This is a genomic window from Pseudomonas putida, assembly GCF_009883635.2.
Classification (GTDB): Bacteria; Pseudomonadota; Gammaproteobacteria; order Pseudomonadales; family Pseudomonadaceae; genus Aquipseudomonas; species Aquipseudomonas putida_W.
Map to the genome: position 1 here is coordinate 3,963,845 of NZ_CP026115.2, position 20,711 is coordinate 3,984,555.

Genomic DNA, 20,711 nt, shown 5'->3' on the forward strand with positions numbered 1-20,711 from the left:
AAGGACCTGCCTAACCATGACCTACACCCTCGAAGACCTGCTGCACCTCATGGCCCGCCTGCGCGATCCTCAGTACGGCTGCCCGTGGGACCTGAAGCAGAACTACGCGAGCATCGTGCAGCACACCATCGAAGAGGCGTACGAAGTCGCCGACACTATCGAGCGCGGCGATTTCGATCACCTGCAGGGCGAGCTCGGTGACCTGTTGTTCCAGGTGGTCTACTACAGCCAGCTGGCCCGGGAAGAAGGGCGTTTCGAGTTTGATGGCGTGGTCGACAGCATCACCCGCAAGCTGATCCGCCGTCACCCCCACGTATTCCCGACGGGCGAACTGTACGCGCCGCTGGACACCCCCAGCCTGAACGAGGCCCAGGTCAAGTCGCGCTGGGAGGAGATCAAGGCCGAGGAGCGCGCCGAGAAAAGCACCCCTGAACAACTTTCACTGCTCGATGACGTACCGGCGGCATTGCCGGCGCTGTCGCGGGCGGCCAAACTGCAGAAGCGCGCGGCCACCGTCGGTTTCGACTGGCCAGCGGCACTGCCGGTGCTGGACAAGGTGCGCGAGGAGCTCGACGAAGTGTTGCAGGCCATGGCTGACAATGACGCCGAGGCCCTCGAGGATGAAGTCGGCGACCTGCTGTTTGCCGCCGTGAACCTGGCCCGCCACCTCAAGCAAGACCCGGAAAACGCCCTGCGCCGCGCCAACCGCAAGTTCGAGCGGCGTTTCCGCTTTATTGAACAGGCATTGCGCGACAGCGGCCGACCGATTGAACATTGTAACCTTGACGAGCTGGACGCCCTTTGGGGTGAAGCCAAGCGTCAGGAAAAGAACCTGCCCAGCTGCGGCTGAGCTGTTGCATAAGTGAGTGAACATTCATGAGCCTTTCCCTTCGCGACCAATTGCTCAAAGCCGGTCTGGTCAACCAGAAACAGGTCTCGCAGACCAACAAAGCTGAAAAGAAACAGAAGCGCATGGAGCACAAAGGCCAGGTCGAAGTCGACGACAGCCAGCAGCGCATGGCCAAGGAAGCCATGGCCGAGAAGGCCAAGCGTGACCAGGAGCTGAATCGCCAGCAGCAGGAAAAGGCCGAGCAGAAGGCTCGCGTGGCGCAGATCAAGCAGTTGATCGAAGCCACCCGCCTGCCCAAGCTGACCACCGAGGACTACTACAACTTCGTCGACGACAAGAAGGTCAAGCGCATTGCAGTCAACGCCCTGATGCGCACCCGCCTGAGCAACGGCGCGCTGGCCATCGTGTCCCATGCCGGCGGCTACGAAGTGATCCCGCGCGAGGCGGCGGTGAAGATTCAGGAGCGCGACCCGAACCGCATCCTGCTGCTCAATACCCATGTTGAGGAAGCGGACGAGGACGATCCGTACGCGGCCTACAAGATCCCGGACGATCTGATGTGGTAAACACGAAAAACCCCGCCTTGGCGGGGTTTTTTGCTTAAAGGCTGAGTCATTGCGTGTCGCGCTGGTTTTCCAGGTCTTCCAGCTCCACCCGGTATTGGTGAGCCTCGTGCTCATTGTGGAACATGCCTACCAGCTGGCCTTGCTGATGCACATCCCAGATCCGCAGGCCGGCGGCCTGGGCTTCGTGGGACATTTTCGATTCGTCGTGTTCGGTTACTTTGACTGTCATCGGTAAACTCCACTGCTTGAGTTGGCTGCGACACTGTGTCGCACAACCCCTTTATAGAGTTTGTTAGCAGGCTAAGTAAATAAAACGCGCATGAAACAAGTTTCATGAACGTCAGGTAAAAAGAAGCCCCGCACAGGGCGGGGCTCCGGATACTGCGGGCTGAGGCGGATCAGTTACCCTTCACCGATTTGCCGTTGACCGTGCCATCCTGCAGCACGATCACGTATTCCTTGCCATCGGTTTCAACCTGGCGCAGTTGCACCAGCAGGTAATCCCAATCCTTGGCGAACCACAGTTCGGTGATGCGCTTGCTCTGGCTTGGGTCGCGTACACGCTCGACTTTGATCGCATCGACCTGGCCGGTCTTGGTGGTGACCTTTTCACTGCCCAGAACGCGGAAATCGTAGTTATCGATTTCATCACCGTCGACCACTTGGTAGGTCATGCTCTTCTTCCCGGCGGCCACATCGTGTTGCAGGGCCAGCTGGTAGGACGACTTATCCAGTACGCCACGGTTGAGCGGCAGGCTGATCGCATCACCACGATCGCTACCAGTGACTTTCTTGCCACTCCAGTCGAACGTCAGGTCGACCTTCTTGGCCTTGCCCAGGCCGCCGCGCTCGAAGTGGTACTTCTGCGGCAGCAGGGTGTCGTTGTCCATGCGCAGGGTGCTTTGCTCGGTCAGGCTGGCAATCATCATGGAAGCCTTGAAATTAAGGTCCCAGGTGCCGTTGGCATTCTTGACCAGGCTGCGCTCGGCGGTGCCGCTCATGGGCAGTTGCTTCCAGTCGGCGGTATAGCTGGCCGAGAACGGCTTGAGGTCAGCTGCCTGGAGGGGCAGGGCGAGCACGGCGAGAGCCAATAGCAGGGCGCGACGCATATATTCTCCTAGGGTCGGATCAAGTGACCACTGGCCGGCAGTGGCAGGTCATCCAGTAACGCACCCTGTTCACCCAGGCGCAAACGCCCGTGGGCAAACCAGTGCACCGCCAGCGGGTAGATCTGGTGTTCCTGATGGTGGACCCTTTGGGCCAGGCTTTCTACCGTGTCATCAGACAACACCGGTACCACAGCCTGTACGACCAGAGGCCCGCCATCGAGTTCCTCGGTGACGAAGTGTACGCTGCAGCCATGCTCGGCGTCGCCTGCCTCCAGTGCCCGACGGTGGGTATGCAGGCCCTTGTAGCGGGGCAGCAACGACGGGTGGATGTTGAGCAGGCGGCCCTGGTAGTGGCGCACGAAGTCGCCACTGAGGATGCGCATGAAGCCGGCCAGCACCACCAGGTCCGGGGTGAAACCGTCGATACGCGCCATCAGCGCGGCATCGAAGGCTTCGCGGCCGTCGAACTGGGTGTGGTCGAGCACCACGGTGTCGATACCGACCGCCTCGGCCCGTTGCAGGCCATAGGCATCGGCGCGGTTGGAGACCACTGCAGCGATGCGCACCTGGCTGTCCTGCGCGCGGCAACTGTCGATCAAGGCTTGCAGGTTGCTGCCGGAACCCGACAGCAGTACCACTACATTGCAGGGCTTGCTCGGCATCAGTGTGCCTTGAGGTTCTGCAGCTCGACCTGAGCGGCGCCTTCGGCGGCTTCGGCGATGTGGCCGATGACCCAAGGCTGCTCACCGGCGGCGCGCAGTTCGTTCAAGGCCGCTTCGACCTGATCCTGGGCCACGCAGATGACCATACCGACGCCACAGTTCAGGACGCGGTGCATCTCGTGCTCGTCGACGTTGCCTTTTTCCTGCAGGAAGTCGAACACCGCCGGGCGCTGCCAGCTGGCCACGTCAACCACGGCCTGGGCATTTTTCGGCAGGACGCGCGGGATGTTGTCCAGCAGGCCGCCACCGGTGATGTGGGCCATGGCCTTGACTGCGCCAGTTTTCTTGATCAACTGCAGCAGTGGCTTGACGTAGATGCGGGTCGGCGCCATCAGCAGGTCGGTCAGCGGCTTGCCGTCGAGTTGGGTGTTCTCGATATCGGTGCCGGACACTTCGAGGATCTTGCGGATCAGCGAGTAGCCGTTGGAGTGCGGGCCAGAGGACGGCAGGGCGATCAGCGCGTCACCGGTGGCAACCTTGGAGCCGTCGATGATCTCGGCCTTTTCCACGACGCCGACGCAGAAGCCGGCCAGGTCGTAGTCTTCGCCTTCGTACATGCCTGGCATTTCGGCGGTTTCGCCGCCGACCAGGGAGCAACCAGCCAGTTCACAGCCGGCGCCGATGCCGGTGACCACGGTGGCGGCCACGTCGACATTCAGCTTGCCGGTGGCGTAGTAGTCGAGGAAGAACAGCGGCTCGGCGCCGCAGACCACCAGGTCGTTGACGCACATGGCGACCAGGTCCTGGCCGATGCTGTCGTGCTTGTTCAGGTTCAGTGCCAGGCGCAGCTTGGTGCCGACGCCGTCGGTGCCGGAGACCAGCACCGGCTGCTTGTAGCCGGCCGGGATCTCGCAGAGGGCGCCGAAGCCACCCAGGCCACCCATGACTTCAGGGCGTGCGGTGCGTTTTGCCACGCCCTTGATGCGTTCGACCAGTGCTTCGCCGGCGTCGATGTCTACACCGGCGTCCTTGTAGCTCAGGGAGGGTTGCTTGCTCATTGATCCAGGCCTTTAAGAGGGAGGGATTCGTAAAAACGACCATGACGGCCAAGGCCGGCTGGAAAGCGGCGGCTGCCTGAAACGTCTGTGGTCTGTGAAGGCGCGCGATTTTATCAGGGTTGCCGTGCAGCGGCCATCCTCAGGCCGACGGGCAGGGCGGTAAATTGCTGAAAAAGGTGTGTGGGTGGTTGATGCGCCTCCTTCTGTATAAGCTGCAAGCCACATGCTTCATGCGCAATCGGACAGGAATCCCCATGCGACTATTCAATTATCTGGCAGCAGGGTGCCTTGCACTGGCCTGCCTCACTGCGCAGGCCGAAACCGTCTCCGGGCTCTATCAAGTGCGCGAGCCGGTCGAAGGGCAGGGCGCCGAAGCCCGCTCCGCAGCCACCGCCAAGGCCTTCGATACCCTGGTACTGCGCCTGACGGGCGACCCAAAGGTGGCGCAGAACCCGGCGCTGGCCGACGTGCGCAAAGACCCGCAACAGATCATCAACCAGGTCGGCACCGAAGCCGGGCCGCCGGAATCGGTGCTGGTCGAGTTCGACCCTGGCAGCACCGAGCGTGCTTTGCGCAAGGCCGGCCTGGCGCTGTGGGGCAGTAACCGGCCCTCCATCCTCGGCTGGTGGCTCAATGAAAGCGCCGAAGGCAGCAACCTGGTCGGTGACGGCCAGGCCAGCGCCCAGCCGCTGCGTCGAGCCGCCCAGCACCGTGGCTTGCCGCTGCGCTTGCCGCTGGCCGACCTGCAAGAGCAACTGGTGGCCAATGCCAAGCAGCTCGAAGGCAATGATCCGGCACCCCTGCGCGAAGCAGCGGAGCGCTACGGCGCCGACGCCATGCTGGCGGTGCATGCCCATGAAGCCGATGGCAAATGGCAGGGTACATGGCAGCTGTGGCTGGGCGACAAACGCGAGCAGGGCAACGCCGAAGGCGCTGACCAGGCGGCCCTGGCGGACGCCGTCATGCTGGCGGTCAGCAACCGTCTGGCGCCGCGTTATGTGGTCAAGGCCGGTACCAGCAGCCAGTTGCAGGTGCAGGTGCAAGGCATGAACCTGCAACGCTATGCCGAATTGAACCGTGTGCTCGAGCCTTATGGTCCGCGGTTGCAGCTTGCAGAGGGCGGCACGTTGACCTATGCGGTTACCGGTAACCGCGATCAACTGCGCGCCCAGCTGGGGCTGGCCAAGTTGCAGGAGCTGCCGGCCGAGCAGGCTGCTGCAGCCACGCCTGCGCCGGCCCCACAAGCCGTGCCAGGTCAACCTGCCACGCCTGCCCCTGCTCCAGCCAAGCCGTTCGACGGTTTGCGGTTCCGTTGGTAAGGGAGGTGGAGCTTGACTGACATGCGTCGCTGGATCTGGATGATCGCTGCACTGCTGATTGCCGTGCTGCTTTACAGCCTGCATAACATCCTCACGCCGTTTCTGGTGGGGATCCTGCTGGCTTACCTGGCCGACCCACTGGTCGACCGCCTCGAGCGGCTCGGCCTTTCCCGTACCTGGGGCGTGGTCGTGGTCTTCGGCCTGTTCACCTTGATACTCATGGCCTTGCTGCTGGTACTCGTGCCGATGCTGGCCAAACAGCTGCTGCGCCTCTATGAACTGGCACCGCAGATGCTCGACTGGCTGCAACACGTGGCGCTGCCGTGGGTGCAGCACCGGCTGGGGCTGGCCGACGGTTTCTGGAAGTTCGACAAGATCAAGGCTGCCATTGGCGAACACATGGGGCAAACCACTGACATTGTCGGCGTGGTGCTGTCCCAGGCAACGGCCTCGAGCCTGGCACTGATCGCCTGGCTGGCCAACATGGTGCTGATCCCGGTAGTGGGCTTCTATCTACTGCGTGACTGGGACTTGATGATGGCCAAGCTGCGCAGTCTGCTGCCTCGCCAGCGTGAGTCGCAGGTGGTAGGGCTCGCTGGAGAGTGCCACGAGGTATTGGGGGCGTTTGTGCGGGGGCAATTGATGGTGATGCTCGCCCTGGGCGTCATCTATTCCGCCGGCCTGATGCTGGTCGGACTCGAACTGGGCCTGCTGATCGGCATGCTCGCGGGCCTGGCGGCCATCGTGCCGTACATGGGCTTCATCATTGGTATCGGCGCGGCGCTGGTGGCGGGGCTGTTCCAGTTTGGGGGTGACCTGTACCCGATGCTTGGCATCGTTGCCGTATTCATGGTCGGGCAGGCGCTGGAGGGCATGGTGCTGACCCCGCTGCTGGTGGGTGACCGCATCGGCCTGCACCCGGTGGCGGTGATCTTCGCCATCCTGGCCGGTGGCGAACTGTTCGGCTTTACCGGGGTGTTGCTGGCGCTGCCGGTGGCGGCGGTGATCATGGTTCTGCTGCGGCATGTGCATGATCTGTACAAGGAATCGGACATGTATGCCGGGGATGTCGACCCGGATCTGTGAGCTGAGTACCGGGTTGCGTCGCCCCAAAGTGGCGCAACTCGTTGATTTTGCTTGCGCTATCCGCCTGCATGATTGTGCGCCCTGCAATGCGGGTATAGACTTTGCACATTGTTCACCAAAGGCCCCCTGCGGTCCTGACGACCGCCCGCGAGCATGAAACCACCGATCCAGTTGCCCCTGGGTGTGCGCCTGCGCGATGACGCCACCTTCATCAACTACTATCCGGGCGCCAATGCCGCGGCGTTGGGCTATGTCGAGCGGCTATGCGAAGCCGACGCCGGCTGGACCGAGAGCCTCATCTACCTGTGGGGCAAGCAGGGCGTTGGGCGCAGCCACCTGCTGCAGGCAGCCACGCACCGTTTCCAGCAGCGCGGCGAACCCGCCGTGTACTTGCCACTGGCGCAATTGCTCGATCGCGGCGTGGAATTGCTCGATTACCTGGCTCAGTACGAACTGGTGTGCATCGACGACCTGCATGTGATCGCCGGCAAGGCGGACTGGGAAGAGGCGATGTTCCATCTGTTCAACCGCTTGCGCGACAGCGGTAGGCGGCTGTTGCTGGCGGCCTCCGCTTCACCTCGCGAACTGCCGATCAAGCTGCCTGATCTCAAGTCGCGCCTGACCCTGGCGCTGGTCTTCCAGATGCGCGGCCTGTCCGACGAAGACAAGCTGCGTGCCCTGCAACTGCGTGCCTCGCGCCGCGGCCTGCACCTGACCGACGAAGTCGGCCATTTCATCCTGACCCGTGGTACGCGCAGCATGAGCGCGCTGTTCGACCTGCTCGAGCGCCTCGACCAGGCCTCCTTGCAAGCCCAGCGCAAGCTGACCATCCCTTTCCTGAAGGAAACCCTCGGCTGGTAACGCCCGTAAACACTGGGCTCTGAGGCGCAAAACGAAAAAGTCACATCTTTTTCGATAAAATTTGCAAATGGCCATGATAGAGGGCATAGTTTCACCCTTCTAAAGGATTACAGACACGGTCGTGCCCATGCTGAAGCGCTTCGCACCCCTCGTGCCACTCGCACTCGTGACCCTGCTTTTTGGCTGCGCGGCCCACGGCCCCGATTCCCAGCCCCAGGATCACACCCCGATTGCCTCGCAATCGGTCAACAAGGCCAAGGCTTCCCCTTCGTCCGTTTTCGGCGAAGAAGAACAGGCCACTGAAGATGAGCTGGAGACCTTCTCCAGCAGCAAGCCTTATCAGCTCCCGGTGCTGGCAGACAGCATCCTCGAGCGTGGCATGTCGCTGATCGGCACCCGCTACCGCTTCGGTGGTACCTCGGAAGCCTCCGGTTTCGACTGCAGCGGTTTCATCGGCTACCTGTTCCGCGAAGAGGCTGGCATGAACCTGCCGCGCTCGACCCGCGAAATGATCAACGTCGATGCGCCCAAAGTGGCCCGCAACAAGCTCAAGCCAGGCGATTTGCTGTTCTTCAGCACCAATGGCCGTGGCCGTGTCAGCCATGCTGGCATCTACCTGGGTGACAACCAGTTCATCCACTCCAGCAGCCGCCGCAGCGGTGGTGTGCGCATCGACAGCCTCGGTGATCGCTACTGGAGCAAGACCTTCATCGAAGCCAAGCGTGCCTTGGCCATGGCGCCGACCACCAATATTGCGCGCAACTGATATCAAAATGATATATCCTCTCGCGGCGGCGTAGCTTGAAAAAAGCTCGCCGCCGTGCGCATTTACAGAAAGCGTCTAATCTAAATTCTCAACTCTTTTCGGCTGCGGCCGTTCGGTCTCAGACAGGAAGTTCTGGCCATGGCGATGATGGCGCGCTTCGCATTCCTTTCCCTGGTGGCACTGCTTGCTGCCTGCTCCAGCCATGCCCCGGCACCGGCCCCTGTGGTACAGCCACGGATTACCTACAGCCAACCCGAAGGCTCGCCACTCGCCGACGACGTGCTGATACGCGCGATCGGCCTGGTCGGCACACCGTATCGCTGGGGCGGCAACACACCGGATTCCGGGTTCGACTGCAGTGGCCTGATCGGCTATGTGTACCGCGATGCCGCAGGCATCAGCCTGCCGCGTTCGACGCGCGAAATGATCGTCATGCGCGCACCCACCGTGGACATCAACTCACTGCAGTCGGGTGATCTGGTGTTCTTCGCCACCGGTGGCGGATCACAGGTCAGCCATGCCGGCATCTACGTGGGGGAAGGGCGCTTCGTGCATGCGCCTCGCACGGGCGGTACCGTGCGCCTGGATTACCTGTCCAATAGCTATTGGTCCAAAGCCTACCTGCAGGCCAAGCGGGTCATCCCGCAAGGGCATCTGGCGCAGAACCGCTGATTTCTCTCCCGCGGCGGCGGCGACACACATCTACCACTCCACGTTGCGTTCGGGGCACCAGCATGTGCCTCCGATTGCAACGGTCTGGAGTGGGCCATGAATACCGTCAATGAACGAATGATCCGCAGCCTGAGCGCACTGGATGCCGCGCGTCCAATGGTGGGGCTGATAGATCAGATTGTCGCGAACTTCCCTGACCTGCATGATCTGGCCAGCCAGCAGGCTGCACAGATCCTGCGCAGGCACACCGGCAAGCAGATGGATCCGCGGTTTGTCTGGTGGCATCAGTTCAACAGCTCAAGCTCAAGTGCGCGCAGCTTCACTGGCTGGCAGCACAGCGGGCCGCCACAGAAATCGATGGTGATGACTGAACTGGTGATCGAGCGGTTCGACCTGTATTACCAGGATGCCGCCGATGAACTCGATCAGCGAGGCGGCTTTTACCTGCAGGGCCCACATGCCGCGACCTACGATGAGCGCCATGAAGTGCGGATGCTCGGTAGCGAGGTGCAGAAGGATCTCTGGGCGCTGGACTTCGCAGTACTCTACCGTGAGGCAGTCGAGCGTTTCGGGTCAGCCAATGGCGAGCACTTTCGTGTACTGGCCAAGGTCAACTTGCTTGGGCAGGTGGCGGGCGCATTGCACCAGGGGTGGATCACGGCCGAGGACGCGCGGCATCTGCGTACCCTGGTGTCAGCTGAGCTGGCCGACCTCGTCATGCCTTCCCTTGCCATGCTGCAGCGGCAAAGCGGTGATCATGCCCTGACCTTGAACCGATACCCATTCGGTGAGGGAGACAGGGGCTGCCTGATTTCGATGCAGACACCGAGCGGCCGCTTCATCGCCTATCTGCCATGGGCAGAAGAGGCGCTGAGGGGATTTGACTCTGAGCTGGCGATGGCCGCTTGGCTTCGCTCGCAATTGCAGGTCCCGGGTACGTTGGACAATTTCGCCAAGGTGGCGCACAGCAATCCTCGTGACAGGTCGGCCAACCAACTGATCAGGGTGCATCTGCAGGGCATCGCCGACAGCCGTTCGGATGAGGCCGGACAGGTCGCGCTGTCACTGTTCAAGCGTGCGCTCGGCAACGACCTGTTTGCCTGGCTGGCTGACCAGGCTGTCGCGGAGCTGCGGCGTAATGGCAGGCTTCTGAAGGACAACGCCAGGCTGCGCAGGGCGATGTACAGCGGTTATCTGTCGGCCTTCCTCAACCTCTTCGGTGGCTTCGCCCCCTTGGGTTGGCCAATGTCGCTGATCTTGCTCGGTGCCACGGTCGCGAAGGTCGGGCTGGACGTAGACACTGCACTGCATGCCACTGATGAGCAAGAGCGCAAGAGCGCTTTGCGCTCGGCGATGCTGGAAAGTGTGTATGCAACCTTTGACATGGTGGATATCGGCTTCACCTCGATGTTCGCTTCACTGGCTTATGAAGCCCCGCCTCATGAGATCGACGTCAACCTTGGAGAGTGGCAGCCGGTGGAGTCGGCCAGCCTGGAGGTGGAGGATCGCGCAAGCAATGCCGTGCTTGCTGGCGTGGCGGCAGACAGCGGCCGCTTGCGTGGCATACAGGTCAGGCCGGATGGCAGTTGCTGGATCACCCTCAATCGCCTGACCTATCGTGTGCGCTACAGTCAGGAACTGGCGATCTGGCTGGTGGTGCCGGCGGATAACCCTTTTGCGTTTGTATCACTGCAGCCCGTGCGGCTGAATGCAGCAAGTGAATGGGAGTTGTTGGCACCGCCGCGCCTGTTGGGTGGCGCACCGCCGGAGGAGACAGGCATACCCGTTGTACGCTCGGCGTTCTGGGATACCTACACGGTCAAGAACGGCGTACGTAGTGCAAAGCTGTCCGCCAATTCGTTGAAAAGGCAGAAGGCCCTGTTGGCGCAATGGCCGGTCGCCGAGCTGCCTCGCGGGCAGGCACCGGATGTCGATGCGCGCGGGCTGGATTGCGTGATGGTCGACGGTCGGCCTAACTACTCCTATCGTTACGGGCGCGATTTCTTTAATACCATGATCGAGTACTACACCAGTGACGAGTCGCAGGTGAACAATGTGTTCCGTTCAGGCGTTTACAAATACGGTGATGAAGATGCATACATTCACGACTTTGCCGACAGCCTGGGATTGTTGCCCAAGAGTAACGAGTTCAGTCTCTACAGAGGTGGAAACCGTACTCGCAGTACCAGTGGCGAACACTACCGGGCAGGTCAGCTTGGCGTTGGCGATGTGCTGGTCAATACAGATATAACCTCGTTTACGGAAAACCCTTACAAGGTCGCGGAGTTTGCCGCGCTGCCTGAATCGCATGTGTCCGGCGCGGTTTCCGGTCGCTTCGACGACAGTTCGGTAGTGTTCGAACTGCCTGCCGGGCATTATCGTGACGCGACACCGATCAGTGCATTTTCCCTCTATTGGGATGAGGCCGAGAGCCTGTTCCTCCCAGGTCACTATTTCCGTATAGAGGAGTTGGAGGAGGTCAAGGGCGAGGATTACCGCTTCATCAAGGTAACGCTCAGGCAAATCACCAAGCCAGCGTCGGGCCCTTTCTACGACTTGCGCACAGGGCTGTTGTTCGACGATGCGGGCTACCGTAGCCGCTTCAAAAGCGCTGCCGTGGTCGAGCGATTCTTCCCGACATGATGGTCGCTGGGTTCAGGCCTGCTTGAACAGCAGTGCCACGCCCGGATAGTACTGCCCCGTATCGTTGTGCAGCTTGCGGTAGGCGTACGGGAAGTACCAGGCGATGGCGCAGGCCGTGTGCTTTTGCAGGTCGTCCACCAGATCCTGCAACTCCTCGGGGCTGGCATGTTGGCCAAACTTCCACGGGGTGATGAACAGAGCCCCCGCTTTCAGTTGGCTGGCATAGGCCTTATGGCGGGCGAGGGCAGTCGTTTCCTGCAGCGCCGAGGCCATGTCCAGCCGCGCGACTTTCGGCCAGCGTTGGCTGACATTCAGGTACAGCGTTTCATCGGCGCTGCAGATCGACAGGTCGCAGCGCCCCTCCTGTTCGCCTTCGTCACGCTGTTTCTTGCTGGTGAACTGCTGCAGCGCCGCCAGTTCGGCCTGCCAGGCGGCCGCAGCAAGCATGCCGATGTTGGCTTGGGTGCCATGCCAGTACGGGGCCTCGGCATCGCCATTGAACTGGTTGAAGCGGTCGATGCAGTCGACCCAGCGTTCCAGTACGGGGCGGAGGAATTCCAGCTTCGGGTTGTTGATGATCTGGCCTTGCATGCTGCGCACTCCTGTTATCGTTGTGGTCGCGTTCAGCGCAAAATAATGGCTATGTGATATCACTCTGATCAGTGTGGCACAACCTGGCGGATCGGCCATTGACCCAGGCCAGTTCTGCCAAAGTAATAGGCCCCGTTCGATTGACGCTCCCAGTGCAACCCTCTAACCTTCGCGGCGTGTTTCAGGTGCCCTGCCAGCCCCGTCTGGGCAGGGTGAAACTGGGAAGCCGGTGGGCGCCAGCATGGCGCGATTCCGGCGCTGCCCCCGCAACGGTAGGTGAGAAGCAGCTGCGCAGGGCCACTGGGTAAAAGCACCCGGGAAGGCGCGCAGGCGTGGGCCGAATGGCCCGCTCACGAGCCCGGAGACCGGCCTGATACTGCCAACGGCATCACGGAGGGTGATGCGCGGTGCACCGTGGCTCCGGCCATGGCTCCTGCGCGTTCTCCGTCTGCCCGCCTATTACCTGTCGCCGCTGTTCACGTGGCGTCAGCCTGCGGAGAACCCTTCATGAGCGAATCCACCGAACGCGACGAACGCCACCTGGCGCGCATGCAGCGCAAGAAGGCGGTCATCGACGAGCGCATTGCCAACTCCCCTAATGAATGCGGCCTGCTGCTGGTGCTCACCGGCAACGGCAAGGGCAAGAGCAGCTCGGCTTTCGGCATGCTTGCCCGCGCCTTGGGCCATGGCATGCAGTGCGGCGTGGTGCAGTTCATCAAGGGCCGCAACAGCACTGGCGAAGAGCTGTTCTTCCGCCGCTTCCCCGAGCAGGTGCGCTATCACGTGATGGGCGAGGGCTTCACCTGGGAGACCCAGGACCGCCAACGCGACATCGCCGCCGCTGAAGCCGCCTGGGCGGTCTCGCGCCAGCTGCTGCAAGACCCGAGTGTGCAATTCGTGGTGCTCGATGAGCTGAACATCGCCCTCAAGCACGGCTACCTCGACCTCGACCAGGTGCTGAGTGACATCCAGGCACGGCCACCGATGCAGCACGTGATCGTCACCGGCCGCGCAGCCAAGCCGGAAATGATCGAGCTGGCCGACACCGTCACCGAGATGGGCATGCTCAAGCACGCCTTCCAGGCCGGTATCCGCGCGCAGAAGGGCGTCGAACTGTGAGTGAAACGCGCAGCTGCCCGGCGGTGCTGATCGCAGCACCCGCCTCCGGCCAGGGCAAGACCACCGTGACTGCGGCCCTGGCGCGCTTGCACCGCAACCTTGGGCGTAACGTCCGGGTGTTCAAGTGCGGCCCTGATTTCCTCGACCCGATGATCCTGGAGCGTGCCAGTGGCGCGCCGGTGTACCAGCTCGATCTGTGGATGATCGGTGCCGAAGAAAGCCGTCGACTGCTGTGGCAAGCCGCCGAAGAAGCCGACCTGATTCTGATCGAAGGGGTGATGGGCCTGTTCGATGGCACCCCGTCGAGCGCCGACCTGGCCCGCCACTTCGGTGTGCCGGTGCTGGCGGTGATCGATGGCACGGCCATGGCCCAGACCTTCGGCGCCCTGGCCCTGGGCCTGGCGCGTTATCAGGCCGACCTGCCGTTCGCCGGTGTGCTGGCCAACCGGGTTGGCAGCCTGCGCCACGCGCAATTGCTCGAAGGCAGCCTGACCGAGGGCCTGCGCTGGTATGGCGGCCTGTCGCGCGAGCGCGGCATCGAGCTGCCCAGCCGCCACCTGGGGCTGGTCCAGGCCAGCGAACTGAACGACCTGGATGCCCGCCTCGATGCCGCTGCCGAAGCCCTCGGCGCCAGCTGCGACGCTGCCTTGCCGCCGCCAGTGGCGTTTGCCGCGCCTGAACCACAGCCATGTGCTGCGTCGCTGAGCGGTGTGCGCATCGGCGTGGCGCGTGACGAAGCGTTTGCCTTCACTTACGGCGCGAACCTCGATCTGCTGCGCGACCTGGGCGCACAGCTGTCGTTTTTCTCCCCTCTGCACGATCATGAACTGCCGGCAGTGGATAGCCTGTATCTACCGGGTGGTTATCCGGAACTGCATCACCACGTGCTGGCTGCCAATACACCGATGTGCGAAGCGATCCGTACCCATCACGCCCAGGGCAAGCCGTTGCTGGCCGAATGCGGCGGCATGCTCTATCTGCTCGATGCACTGACCGATGTCGCAGGCGAGCGTGCCGAACTGCTTGGTCTGTTGCCCGGCGAGGCAACCATGCAGAAGCGCCTGGCGGCCCTGGCCTTGCAGGCCGTGGAACTGCCGGAAGGCACCCTGCGCGGGCATACCTATCACCACTCGCTGACGACCACCGAACTGGAGCCGATCGCCCGGGGCCTGAGCCCCAATGGCGGGCGCGGCAACGAAGCGGTGTATCGACTGGGCCGGCTGACCGCCTCCTACGTGCACTTCTACTTCCCGTCCAACCCTGATGCGGCGGCGGCGCTGTTGCGGCCATGAGTGATCACGCCTATAGCGCCGCCGAGCGCGCCGCGATCTACCGTGCCATCGGTGAGCGCCGAGACATGCGCCACTTTGCCGGTGGCTCGGTCGCGCCGGAGGTGCTCGGGCGCCTGCTGGCTGCCGCGCACCAGGCGCCCAGTGTCGGCCTGATGCAGCCTTGGCGCTTCATCCGCATCACTCAACGCGAGCTGCGCGGGCACATTCAGGGCCTGGTCGAAGAGGAGCGGGTGCGTACCGCCAAAGCCCTGGGCGAACGCTCCGATGACTTCATGAAGCTCAAGGTCGAGGGCATCAGCGACTGCGCCGAAGTGCTGATAGCGGCGTTGATGGACAACCGCGAGCCGCACATCTTCGGCCGCCGCACCCTGCCGGAAATGGACTTGGCCTCCTTGGCCTGCGCCATCCAGAACCTGTGGCTGGCCGCCCGTGCCGAGGGCCTGGGGTTGGGCTGGGTCTCGCTGTTCGACCCAAAGGCCCTGGCCGCGCTGCTGGGCATGCCCGCTGGGGCCAAGCCGGTGGCGGTGTTGTGCCTGGGGCCGGTCACCGAATTCTACACACAGCCGATGCTGGTACAGGAAAACTGGGCTGAGGAACGCCCCTTGAGTGAAATGCTGTTCGAGAACCAATGGGGAGAGCGCCCATGAGCGTCGCTTTGCTGACCGTGGCCGGTGTGGCCCTGGATGCGCTGCTGGGTGAGCCTCGGCGTCGGCATCCACTGGTGGGCTTCGGCAACCTGGCATCGAGCCTGGAGCGCCGTTTGAATGCCGGTGGTCGCGGCTGGCGCAGCCATGGCGTGAGCGCCTGGTTCCTGGCCGTGGTACCGCTGACCCTGGTGGCGCTGATCCTGTCCTGGCTGCCCTACGTCGGCTGGCTGGTGGACGTGCTGGCGCTGTATTGCGCCCTCGGCTTGCGCAGCCTTGGCGAGCATGTGCTGCCGGTGGCCAATGCCTTGCGCCAAGGTGACCTGGAAGAGGCGCGGCGCCGTGTCGGTTATCTGGTCAGCCGGGAAACCCGCGAACTGGACGAGCCTGCCGTGGCTCGCGCAGCCACTGAATCGGTGCTGGAGAACGGCAGTGATGCGGTGTTCGCCGCGCTGTTCTGGTTCGTCGTCGCTGGTGCGCCGGGTGTGGTGCTGTACCGCCTGAGCAATACCCTGGATGCGATGTGGGGTTACCGCAACGAACGCTTCGAGCGCTTCGGCTGGTGCGCCGCGCGCATTGACGATGGGCTGAACTACATTCCCGCAAGGCTCGTGGCGCTGACCTACGCGCTGCTGGGCAAGACGCGCCTGGCCCTGGCCTGCTGGCGCAAGCAGGCGCCGCTGTGGGACAGCCCCAACGCCGGGCCGGTCATGGCCTCGGGTGCCGGTGCGCTGGGTGTCGAACTGGGCGGCTCGGCGGTGTACCACGGCGAACTGCACGAGCGCCCGCGCCTGGGTGAAGGGCCGATGGCCGATGCCGATGCCATCGAGCGCGGCTGGAGCCTGGTGCAGCGAGGCGTCTGGTTGTGGGTACTGCTGATCTGCGTGGGAGCCTATCTGAATGCTTGAACACGGTGGCCGCCTGCTGCGGGCAGTGCGGCAATACGCAATCGCCCGCGAAGACTGGCTGGACCTGTCCAGCGGCATTGCCCCTTGGCCTTTCCCGATTCCCCCCATTGCGCTGGACGCCTGGGCACGCCTGCCGGAAGCCGACGACGGTCTCGAAGACGCTGCGCGACACTATTACGGCGTACGGCAAGTATTGCCGGTGGCAGGCTCCCAGGCGGCCATCCAGGCCTTGCCCCTGTTGCGCCCGCTGGGGCGCGTGGGTGTGCTGACGCCGTGCTACGCCGAGCACCCGCATGCCTGGCAGCGGGCGGGGCATCAGCTGATCGAGCTGGATGAAAGCCAGGTCGAGGCGCAGCTCGATCAGCTCGACGTGCTGGTGCTGGTCAATCCGAACAACCCGACCGGGCGGCTGGTGCCGCGTGAACGGCTGCTGGCCTGGCATGCGCGTCTCTCAGAGCGCGGTGGCTGGTTGCTGGTGGACGAAGCGTTCATGGATAACTCCCCGGAACACAGCGTGGCTGATTGCGCCGAGCGCCCGGGCCTGATCGTGCTGCGTTCGTTTGGCAAGTTCTTTGGTTTGGCCGGTGTGCGCCTGGGCTGCGTAGTGGCCGAGCTGCCGCTGTTGCAGCGGCTTGCAGAGCTGCTCGGGCCTTGGACCGTCAGTGGCCCGACCCGGGTGCTGGCGCAAGCCTGCTTCGCCGACCACGCGGCGCATCAGGCCCAGATCGAACGCTGCGCCCTGGCCAGCCAGCGCCTGGCAGCGCTGCTGCAAGGCTGCGGCTTGGCGCCCAGCGGCGGCTGCGACCTGTTCCAGTACGTGCGCAGCGAGCGTGCAGCCCACTTGCATGACTTTCTCGCCCGCCGTGGCATCCTCGTGCGCCTGTTCGAGCAGCCGGCCGCCGTGCGCCTTGGCCTGCCGGCCACTGCTGCAGACGAGCAGCGCCTGGCCCAGGCCTTGGCCGATTATCAGAAGGAAACGGCATGACCACCCTCATGGTGCAAGGCACCACCTCCGATGCGGGCAAGAGCACGCTGGTTACCGCCCTGTGCCGCTGGCTGTTGCGCCAGGGCGTCGGCGTGGTGCCGTTCAAGCCGCAGAACATGGCGCTCAACAGCGCGGTGACCGCCGATGGTGGCGAAATCGGCCGTGCCCAGGCGGTGCAGGCCCAGGCCTGCCGGTTGGCGCCGCACACCGACATGAACCCGGTGCTGCTCAAGCCCAACAGCGACACGGGCGCCCAGGTGATCATCCACGGTCGTGCGGTCACCAGCATGAACGCGGTGGCCTATCACGACTACAAGGCCATCGCCATGCAGGCGGTGCTGGCCTCGCACCAGCGCCTCAGTGCGGCCTACCCGGTGGTGATGGTCGAAGGGGCGGGGTCGCCGGCCGAGATCAACCTGCGCGCCGGTGATATCGCCAACATGGGCTTTGCCGAGGCGGTAGATTGCCCGGTGATCCTGGTGGCCGACATCAACCGTGGCGGGGTGTTCGCTCACCTGGTCGGCACCCTCGAACTGCTGTCGCCGAGCGAGCAGGCGCGGGTCAAGGGCTTCGTCATCAACCGCTTCCGCGGCGATATCGCGCTGCTGCAGCCGGGCCTGGACTGGCTGGAGCAACGCACCGGCAAACCGGTGCTGGGCGTGCTGCCCTATGTCACCGACCTGCACCTGGAAGCCGAGGATGGCATCGACATCCGTCAGGGTACCAAGCAGGACCGTGTGCTCAAGGTGATCGTCCCGGTGTTGCCGCGCATCAGCAACCACACTGATTTCGACCCGCTGCGCCTGCACCCGCAGGTCGATCTGCAGTTCATCGGCCCGGGCCAGCCGATTCCGGCCGCCGACCTGATCATCCTGCCCGGCTCGAAGAGCGTGCGTGGCGACCTGGCGCAACTGCGCGAGCGCGGTTGGGACAAGGCCATCGAGCGGCACCTGCGCTATGGCGGCAAACTGATCGGAATCTGTGGCGGCCTGCAGATGCTCGGCCGTGAAGTCCACGACCCGCTTGGCCTCGAGGGCGCCCCCGGTTCCAGCCCTGGACTTGGCCTGTTCGATTACGAGACGGTGCTCGAAGCCGACAAGCAACTGCGCAACGTTGCCGGGACCCTGAACCTGCAAGCCGCACCGGTCGCCGGCTATGAAATCCATGCTGGCGTCACCGCAGGGCCTGCCTTGGAGCAGCCCGCCGTGCAGCTCGCCGATGGCCGTTGTGACGGTGCGGTCAGTGCCGATGGCCAGATCCTCGCCACCTACCTGCATGGCCTGTTCGAGGGCAGCCAGTCGTGTGCCGCGCTGCTGCGCTGGGCGGGGCTGGAAAATGTGCAGTCCATCGATTACGAAGCCCTGCGCGAACGTGACATCGAGCGCCTGGCCGACCTGGTGGAAACGCACCTGGATACCGCGCACCTGCGCACGCTGTGTGGAGTCGCCTGACATGCGCAACCTGATCCTCGGCGGCGCCCGCTCGGGCAAGAGCCGCCTGGCCGAGCAACTGGCCAGCGACAGCGGCCTGCCCGTCACCTATATCGCCACCAGCGAGCCGCTCGATGGCGAAATGAACGAGCGCGTACGCTTGCACCGTCAGCGTCGGCCTGAACACTGGGGGCTGATCGAAGAGCCCTTGGCCCTGGCCGCCGTGCTGCGTGCAGAAGCCGCCGAAGGCCGTTGCCTGCTGGTGGACTGCCTGACCTTGTGGCTGACCAACCTGCTGATGCTTGAAGATCCCCAGCGGCTGGCCGCAGAGCGCGATGCGCTGCTCGACTGCCTGGAGCACTTGCCTGGCACCCTGATTCTGGTCAGCAACGAAACCGGCCTGGGCGTGGTGCCCTTGGGCGAGCTGACCCGCCGTTATGTCGACCTGGCCGGCTGGCTGCACCAGGCCGTTGCCGAACGCTGCCAGCGCGTGGTGCTGACCGTGGCCGGCCTACCTCTCATGCTCAAAGGACCCGCTCTATGAACCAAGCCTGGTGGCGTGATGCCTGCCAACCCCTCGACAACGCCGCCATGGACCAGGCCCGCGCCCGTCAGCAGCAGCTGACCAAACCTGCCGGCTCGCTCGGCCAGCTGGAAGGCCTGGCCGTGCAGCTGGCTGGCCTGCAAGGCCGCGAGCGGCCGTCCCTGGATCAGGTCGCCATCACTATTTTCGCAGGCGACCACGGTGTGGTCGAAGAGGGCATTTCGGCCTACCCGCAGGCAGTCACCGGGCAGATGCTGCGCAACTTCGTCGGCGGTGGCGCGGCGATCAGCGTGCTCGCGCGCCAGCTGCAGGCCAACCTTGAAGTGGTCGACCTGGGCACCATCGACCCTGAGCTGGAACTGCCAGGGGTGTTGCACCTTCGCCTCGGCGCCGGCACCGCAAATTTCGCCCGCCAGCCGGCCATGACCGATGCCCAGCTGCAGGCTGCCCTGCAGGCCGGTCGCGACAGTGCCCTGCGTGCAGCGGCCAGTGGCGCGCAGTTGTTCATCGGTGGCGAGATGGGCATCGGCAACACCTCTGCCGCCGCCGCCCTGGCCAGCACCTTGCTGGCTTGCCCTGCCCGTGAGCTGAGCGGGCCCGGTACCGGCCTGGACAGCGCAGGCGTTCGCCACAAGGCCGAAGTGATCGAACGCGCCCTGGTGCTGCACGGCCTGCGCGCCGATGAGCCGCTGCAGGCGCTGGCCTGTGTCGGTGGCTACGAGATCGCTGCGCTGACCGGTGCCTACCTGGCCTGCGCCCAGCAAGGTATCGCCGTGCTGGTGGATGGCTTCATCTGCAGCGTCGCGGCATTACTGGCGGTGCGCCTCAATCCGCAGAGCCGTGACTGGCTGCTGTTCGCTCACCAAGGCGCCGAGCCTGGGCACAAGACCCTGCTCGCGGCACTGGAAGCCCAGCCATTGCTGGCGTTGGGCCTACGCCTGGGCGAGGGCAGTGGCGCCGCCCTGGCGGTGCCGCTGATACGCCTGGCCTGCGCCCTGCATGGGCAGATGGCGACCTTCGCCGAAGCGGCGGTGGCGGACCGCCCGGCATGATCCTCGACCTGCTGCGCCACGGTGAAACGGAGCAGGGCGGCGGCCTGCGTGGCAGCCTGAACGATGCCTTGACCGACAAGGGCTGGGGCCAGATGCGTGACGCGCTGGCAGGTGCTGGCCCCTGGGATGTGCTGGTCAGTTCGCCGTTGCAGCGCTGTGCGCGTTTTGCCGAGCAGCTGGGCATGCCGGTTCAGCTGGAGGCCGATCTGCAGGAACTGCATTTTGGTGAGTGGGAAGGGCGCAGTGCCTTGCAGATCATGCAAACCCATGCTGACGAGCTTGGGCGTTTCTGGGCCGATCCATACAGCTACACGCCGCCTGCAGGGGAGCCTGTCGCTGCCTTTGCCGAGCGTGTGCTCTCTGCCGTCGGGCGCCTGCGCCAGCAGCACGCTGGCAAGCGCGTGCTACTGGTCACCCATGGCGGTGTCATGCGCCTGCTACTGGCGCGTGCCCGTGGGCTGCCCAGGGAGCAGTTGCTGCAGGTCGAGGTTGGCCATGGCGCCCTGATGCGCCTGGCGGTGGATGAGAGTGGCGCGATGCACGAGGTGCTTTGA

At 63.9% G+C, this 20,711-nt stretch carries 22 protein-coding genes and 1 riboswitch; of the genes, 17 read left to right on the forward strand and 5 right to left on the reverse strand.

Going from position 1 to position 20,711, the window contains the following annotated elements; translation table 11 throughout:
* Positions 1 to 16 precede the first annotated feature (16 nt).
* Positions 17 to 850, forward strand: a complete 834-nt coding sequence (mazG, locus tag C2H86_RS18090; protein WP_159409204.1) for a nucleoside triphosphate pyrophosphohydrolase — start codon at positions 17 to 19, stop codon at positions 848 to 850.
* A 26-nt stretch (positions 851 to 876) separates the two neighbouring features.
* On the forward strand, positions 877 to 1,416 hold the full coding sequence (locus C2H86_RS18095) for a DUF2058 domain-containing protein (RefSeq protein ID WP_110638807.1): 540 nt from the start codon (positions 877 to 879) through the stop codon (positions 1,414 to 1,416).
* Positions 1,417 to 1,462: 46 nt separating this feature from the next.
* On the opposite strand, the gene C2H86_RS18100 is transcribed toward C2H86_RS18095, so the two are convergent.
* The 4 genes from C2H86_RS18100 to purM all read right to left on the reverse strand — a co-directional run bounded on the left by C2H86_RS18100 (position 1,463) and on the right by purM (position 4,245).
* Positions 1,463 to 1,645, reverse strand: a complete 183-nt coding sequence (locus C2H86_RS18100) for a hypothetical protein (RefSeq protein WP_159409205.1) — start codon at positions 1,643 to 1,645, stop codon at positions 1,463 to 1,465.
* Positions 1,646 to 1,814: 169 nt separating this feature from the next.
* Positions 1,815 to 2,525 carry a DUF3108 domain-containing protein gene (locus tag C2H86_RS18105; protein WP_159409206.1) on the reverse strand — a complete coding sequence of 237 codons (711 nt, stop codon included), beginning with the start codon at positions 2,523 to 2,525 and terminating at the stop codon, positions 1,815 to 1,817.
* An 8-nt stretch (positions 2,526 to 2,533) separates the two neighbouring features.
* Positions 2,534 to 3,187: a phosphoribosylglycinamide formyltransferase gene (gene purN, locus C2H86_RS18110; RefSeq protein WP_159409207.1), complete on the reverse strand. Its 654-nt coding sequence runs from the start codon at positions 3,185 to 3,187 to the stop codon at positions 2,534 to 2,536.
* Positions 3,187 to 4,245, reverse strand: a complete 1,059-nt coding sequence (gene purM, locus C2H86_RS18115) for a phosphoribosylformylglycinamidine cyclo-ligase (protein WP_016391600.1) — start codon at positions 4,243 to 4,245, stop codon at positions 3,187 to 3,189. Before purM ends, purN begins: the two co-directional genes overlap by 1 nt.
* Positions 4,246 to 4,499: 254 nt before the next feature.
* Here purM and C2H86_RS18120 point away from each other — a divergent pair, with 254 nt between their 5' ends.
* The 6 genes from C2H86_RS18120 (at position 4,500) to C2H86_RS18145 (ending at position 11,592) form a co-directional block, all read left to right on the forward strand.
* Complete coding sequence (locus tag C2H86_RS18120; protein WP_159409208.1) at positions 4,500 to 5,564, forward strand: DUF2066 domain-containing protein; 1,065 nt, start codon at positions 4,500 to 4,502, stop codon at positions 5,562 to 5,564.
* A gap of 12 nt (positions 5,565 to 5,576) precedes the next feature.
* Positions 5,577 to 6,650 carry an AI-2E family transporter gene (locus C2H86_RS18125; protein ID WP_159409209.1) on the forward strand — a complete coding sequence of 358 codons (1,074 nt, stop codon included), beginning with the start codon at positions 5,577 to 5,579 and terminating at the stop codon, positions 6,648 to 6,650.
* A 153-nt stretch (positions 6,651 to 6,803) separates the two neighbouring features.
* Positions 6,804 to 7,511 (forward strand): DnaA regulatory inactivator Hda, encoded by a 708-nt coding sequence (gene hda / locus C2H86_RS18130; protein ID WP_008092169.1) that lies wholly within the window; start codon positions 6,804 to 6,806, stop codon positions 7,509 to 7,511.
* Between the two features lie 127 nt (positions 7,512 to 7,638).
* On the forward strand, positions 7,639 to 8,277 hold the full coding sequence (locus C2H86_RS18135) for a C40 family peptidase (RefSeq protein WP_159409210.1): 639 nt from the start codon (positions 7,639 to 7,641) through the stop codon (positions 8,275 to 8,277).
* Between the two features lie 138 nt (positions 8,278 to 8,415).
* On the forward strand, positions 8,416 to 8,949 hold the full coding sequence (locus C2H86_RS18140; protein ID WP_159409211.1) for a C40 family peptidase: 534 nt from the start codon (positions 8,416 to 8,418) through the stop codon (positions 8,947 to 8,949).
* 96 nt (positions 8,950 to 9,045) lie between these two features.
* On the forward strand, positions 9,046 to 11,592 hold the full coding sequence (locus C2H86_RS18145) for a dermonecrotic toxin domain-containing protein (protein WP_159409212.1): 2,547 nt from the start codon (positions 9,046 to 9,048) through the stop codon (positions 11,590 to 11,592).
* A 12-nt stretch (positions 11,593 to 11,604) separates the two neighbouring features.
* Here C2H86_RS18145 and C2H86_RS18150 read toward each other — a convergent pair whose 3' ends face one another.
* Complete coding sequence (locus tag C2H86_RS18150; protein ID WP_159409213.1) at positions 11,605 to 12,183, reverse strand: hypothetical protein; 579 nt, start codon at positions 12,181 to 12,183, stop codon at positions 11,605 to 11,607.
* Positions 12,184 to 12,349: 166 nt separating this feature from the next.
* Positions 12,350 to 12,571, forward strand: a riboswitch (cobalamin riboswitch).
* A 119-nt stretch (positions 12,572 to 12,690) separates the two neighbouring features.
* Here C2H86_RS18150 and cobO point away from each other — a divergent pair.
* The 9 genes from cobO to cobC are packed head-to-tail and all read left to right on the forward strand — an operon-like array spanning position 12,691 to position 20,711.
* Positions 12,691 to 13,302 (forward strand): cob(I)yrinic acid a,c-diamide adenosyltransferase, encoded by a 612-nt coding sequence (gene cobO, locus C2H86_RS18155; protein ID WP_152954129.1) that lies wholly within the window; start codon positions 12,691 to 12,693, stop codon positions 13,300 to 13,302.
* Complete coding sequence (locus C2H86_RS18160; protein WP_159409214.1) at positions 13,299 to 14,594, forward strand: cobyrinate a,c-diamide synthase; 1,296 nt, start codon at positions 13,299 to 13,301, stop codon at positions 14,592 to 14,594. The genes cobO and C2H86_RS18160 overlap by 4 nt, the downstream gene beginning before the upstream one ends.
* Positions 14,591 to 15,241, forward strand: a complete 651-nt coding sequence (gene bluB / locus C2H86_RS18165) for a 5,6-dimethylbenzimidazole synthase (RefSeq protein WP_159409215.1) — start codon at positions 14,591 to 14,593, stop codon at positions 15,239 to 15,241. The genes C2H86_RS18160 and bluB overlap by 4 nt, the downstream gene beginning before the upstream one ends.
* Positions 15,238 to 16,146 (forward strand): adenosylcobinamide-phosphate synthase CbiB, encoded by a 909-nt coding sequence (cbiB, locus tag C2H86_RS18170; protein ID WP_159409216.1) that lies wholly within the window; start codon positions 15,238 to 15,240, stop codon positions 16,144 to 16,146. The genes bluB and cbiB overlap by 4 nt, the downstream gene beginning before the upstream one ends.
* Positions 16,139 to 17,131 carry a threonine-phosphate decarboxylase CobD gene (gene cobD / locus C2H86_RS18175; protein WP_159409217.1) on the forward strand — a complete coding sequence of 331 codons (993 nt, stop codon included), beginning with the start codon at positions 16,139 to 16,141 and terminating at the stop codon, positions 17,129 to 17,131. Before cbiB ends, cobD begins: the two co-directional genes overlap by 8 nt.
* Complete coding sequence (locus C2H86_RS18180) at positions 17,128 to 18,582, forward strand: cobyric acid synthase (protein ID WP_159409218.1); 1,455 nt, start codon at positions 17,128 to 17,130, stop codon at positions 18,580 to 18,582. The genes cobD and C2H86_RS18180 overlap by 4 nt, the downstream gene beginning before the upstream one ends.
* A 1-nt stretch (position 18,583) precedes the next feature.
* On the forward strand, positions 18,584 to 19,105 hold the full coding sequence (gene cobU / locus C2H86_RS18185) for a bifunctional adenosylcobinamide kinase/adenosylcobinamide-phosphate guanylyltransferase (RefSeq protein WP_159409219.1): 522 nt from the start codon (positions 18,584 to 18,586) through the stop codon (positions 19,103 to 19,105).
* Positions 19,102 to 20,157, forward strand: a complete 1,056-nt coding sequence (gene cobT, locus C2H86_RS18190; RefSeq protein ID WP_159409220.1) for a nicotinate-nucleotide--dimethylbenzimidazole phosphoribosyltransferase — start codon at positions 19,102 to 19,104, stop codon at positions 20,155 to 20,157. The genes cobU and cobT overlap by 4 nt, the downstream gene beginning before the upstream one ends.
* Positions 20,154 to 20,711: an alpha-ribazole phosphatase family protein gene (cobC, locus tag C2H86_RS18195; RefSeq protein ID WP_159409221.1), complete on the forward strand. Its 558-nt coding sequence runs from the start codon at positions 20,154 to 20,156 to the stop codon at positions 20,709 to 20,711. Before cobT ends, cobC begins: the two co-directional genes overlap by 4 nt.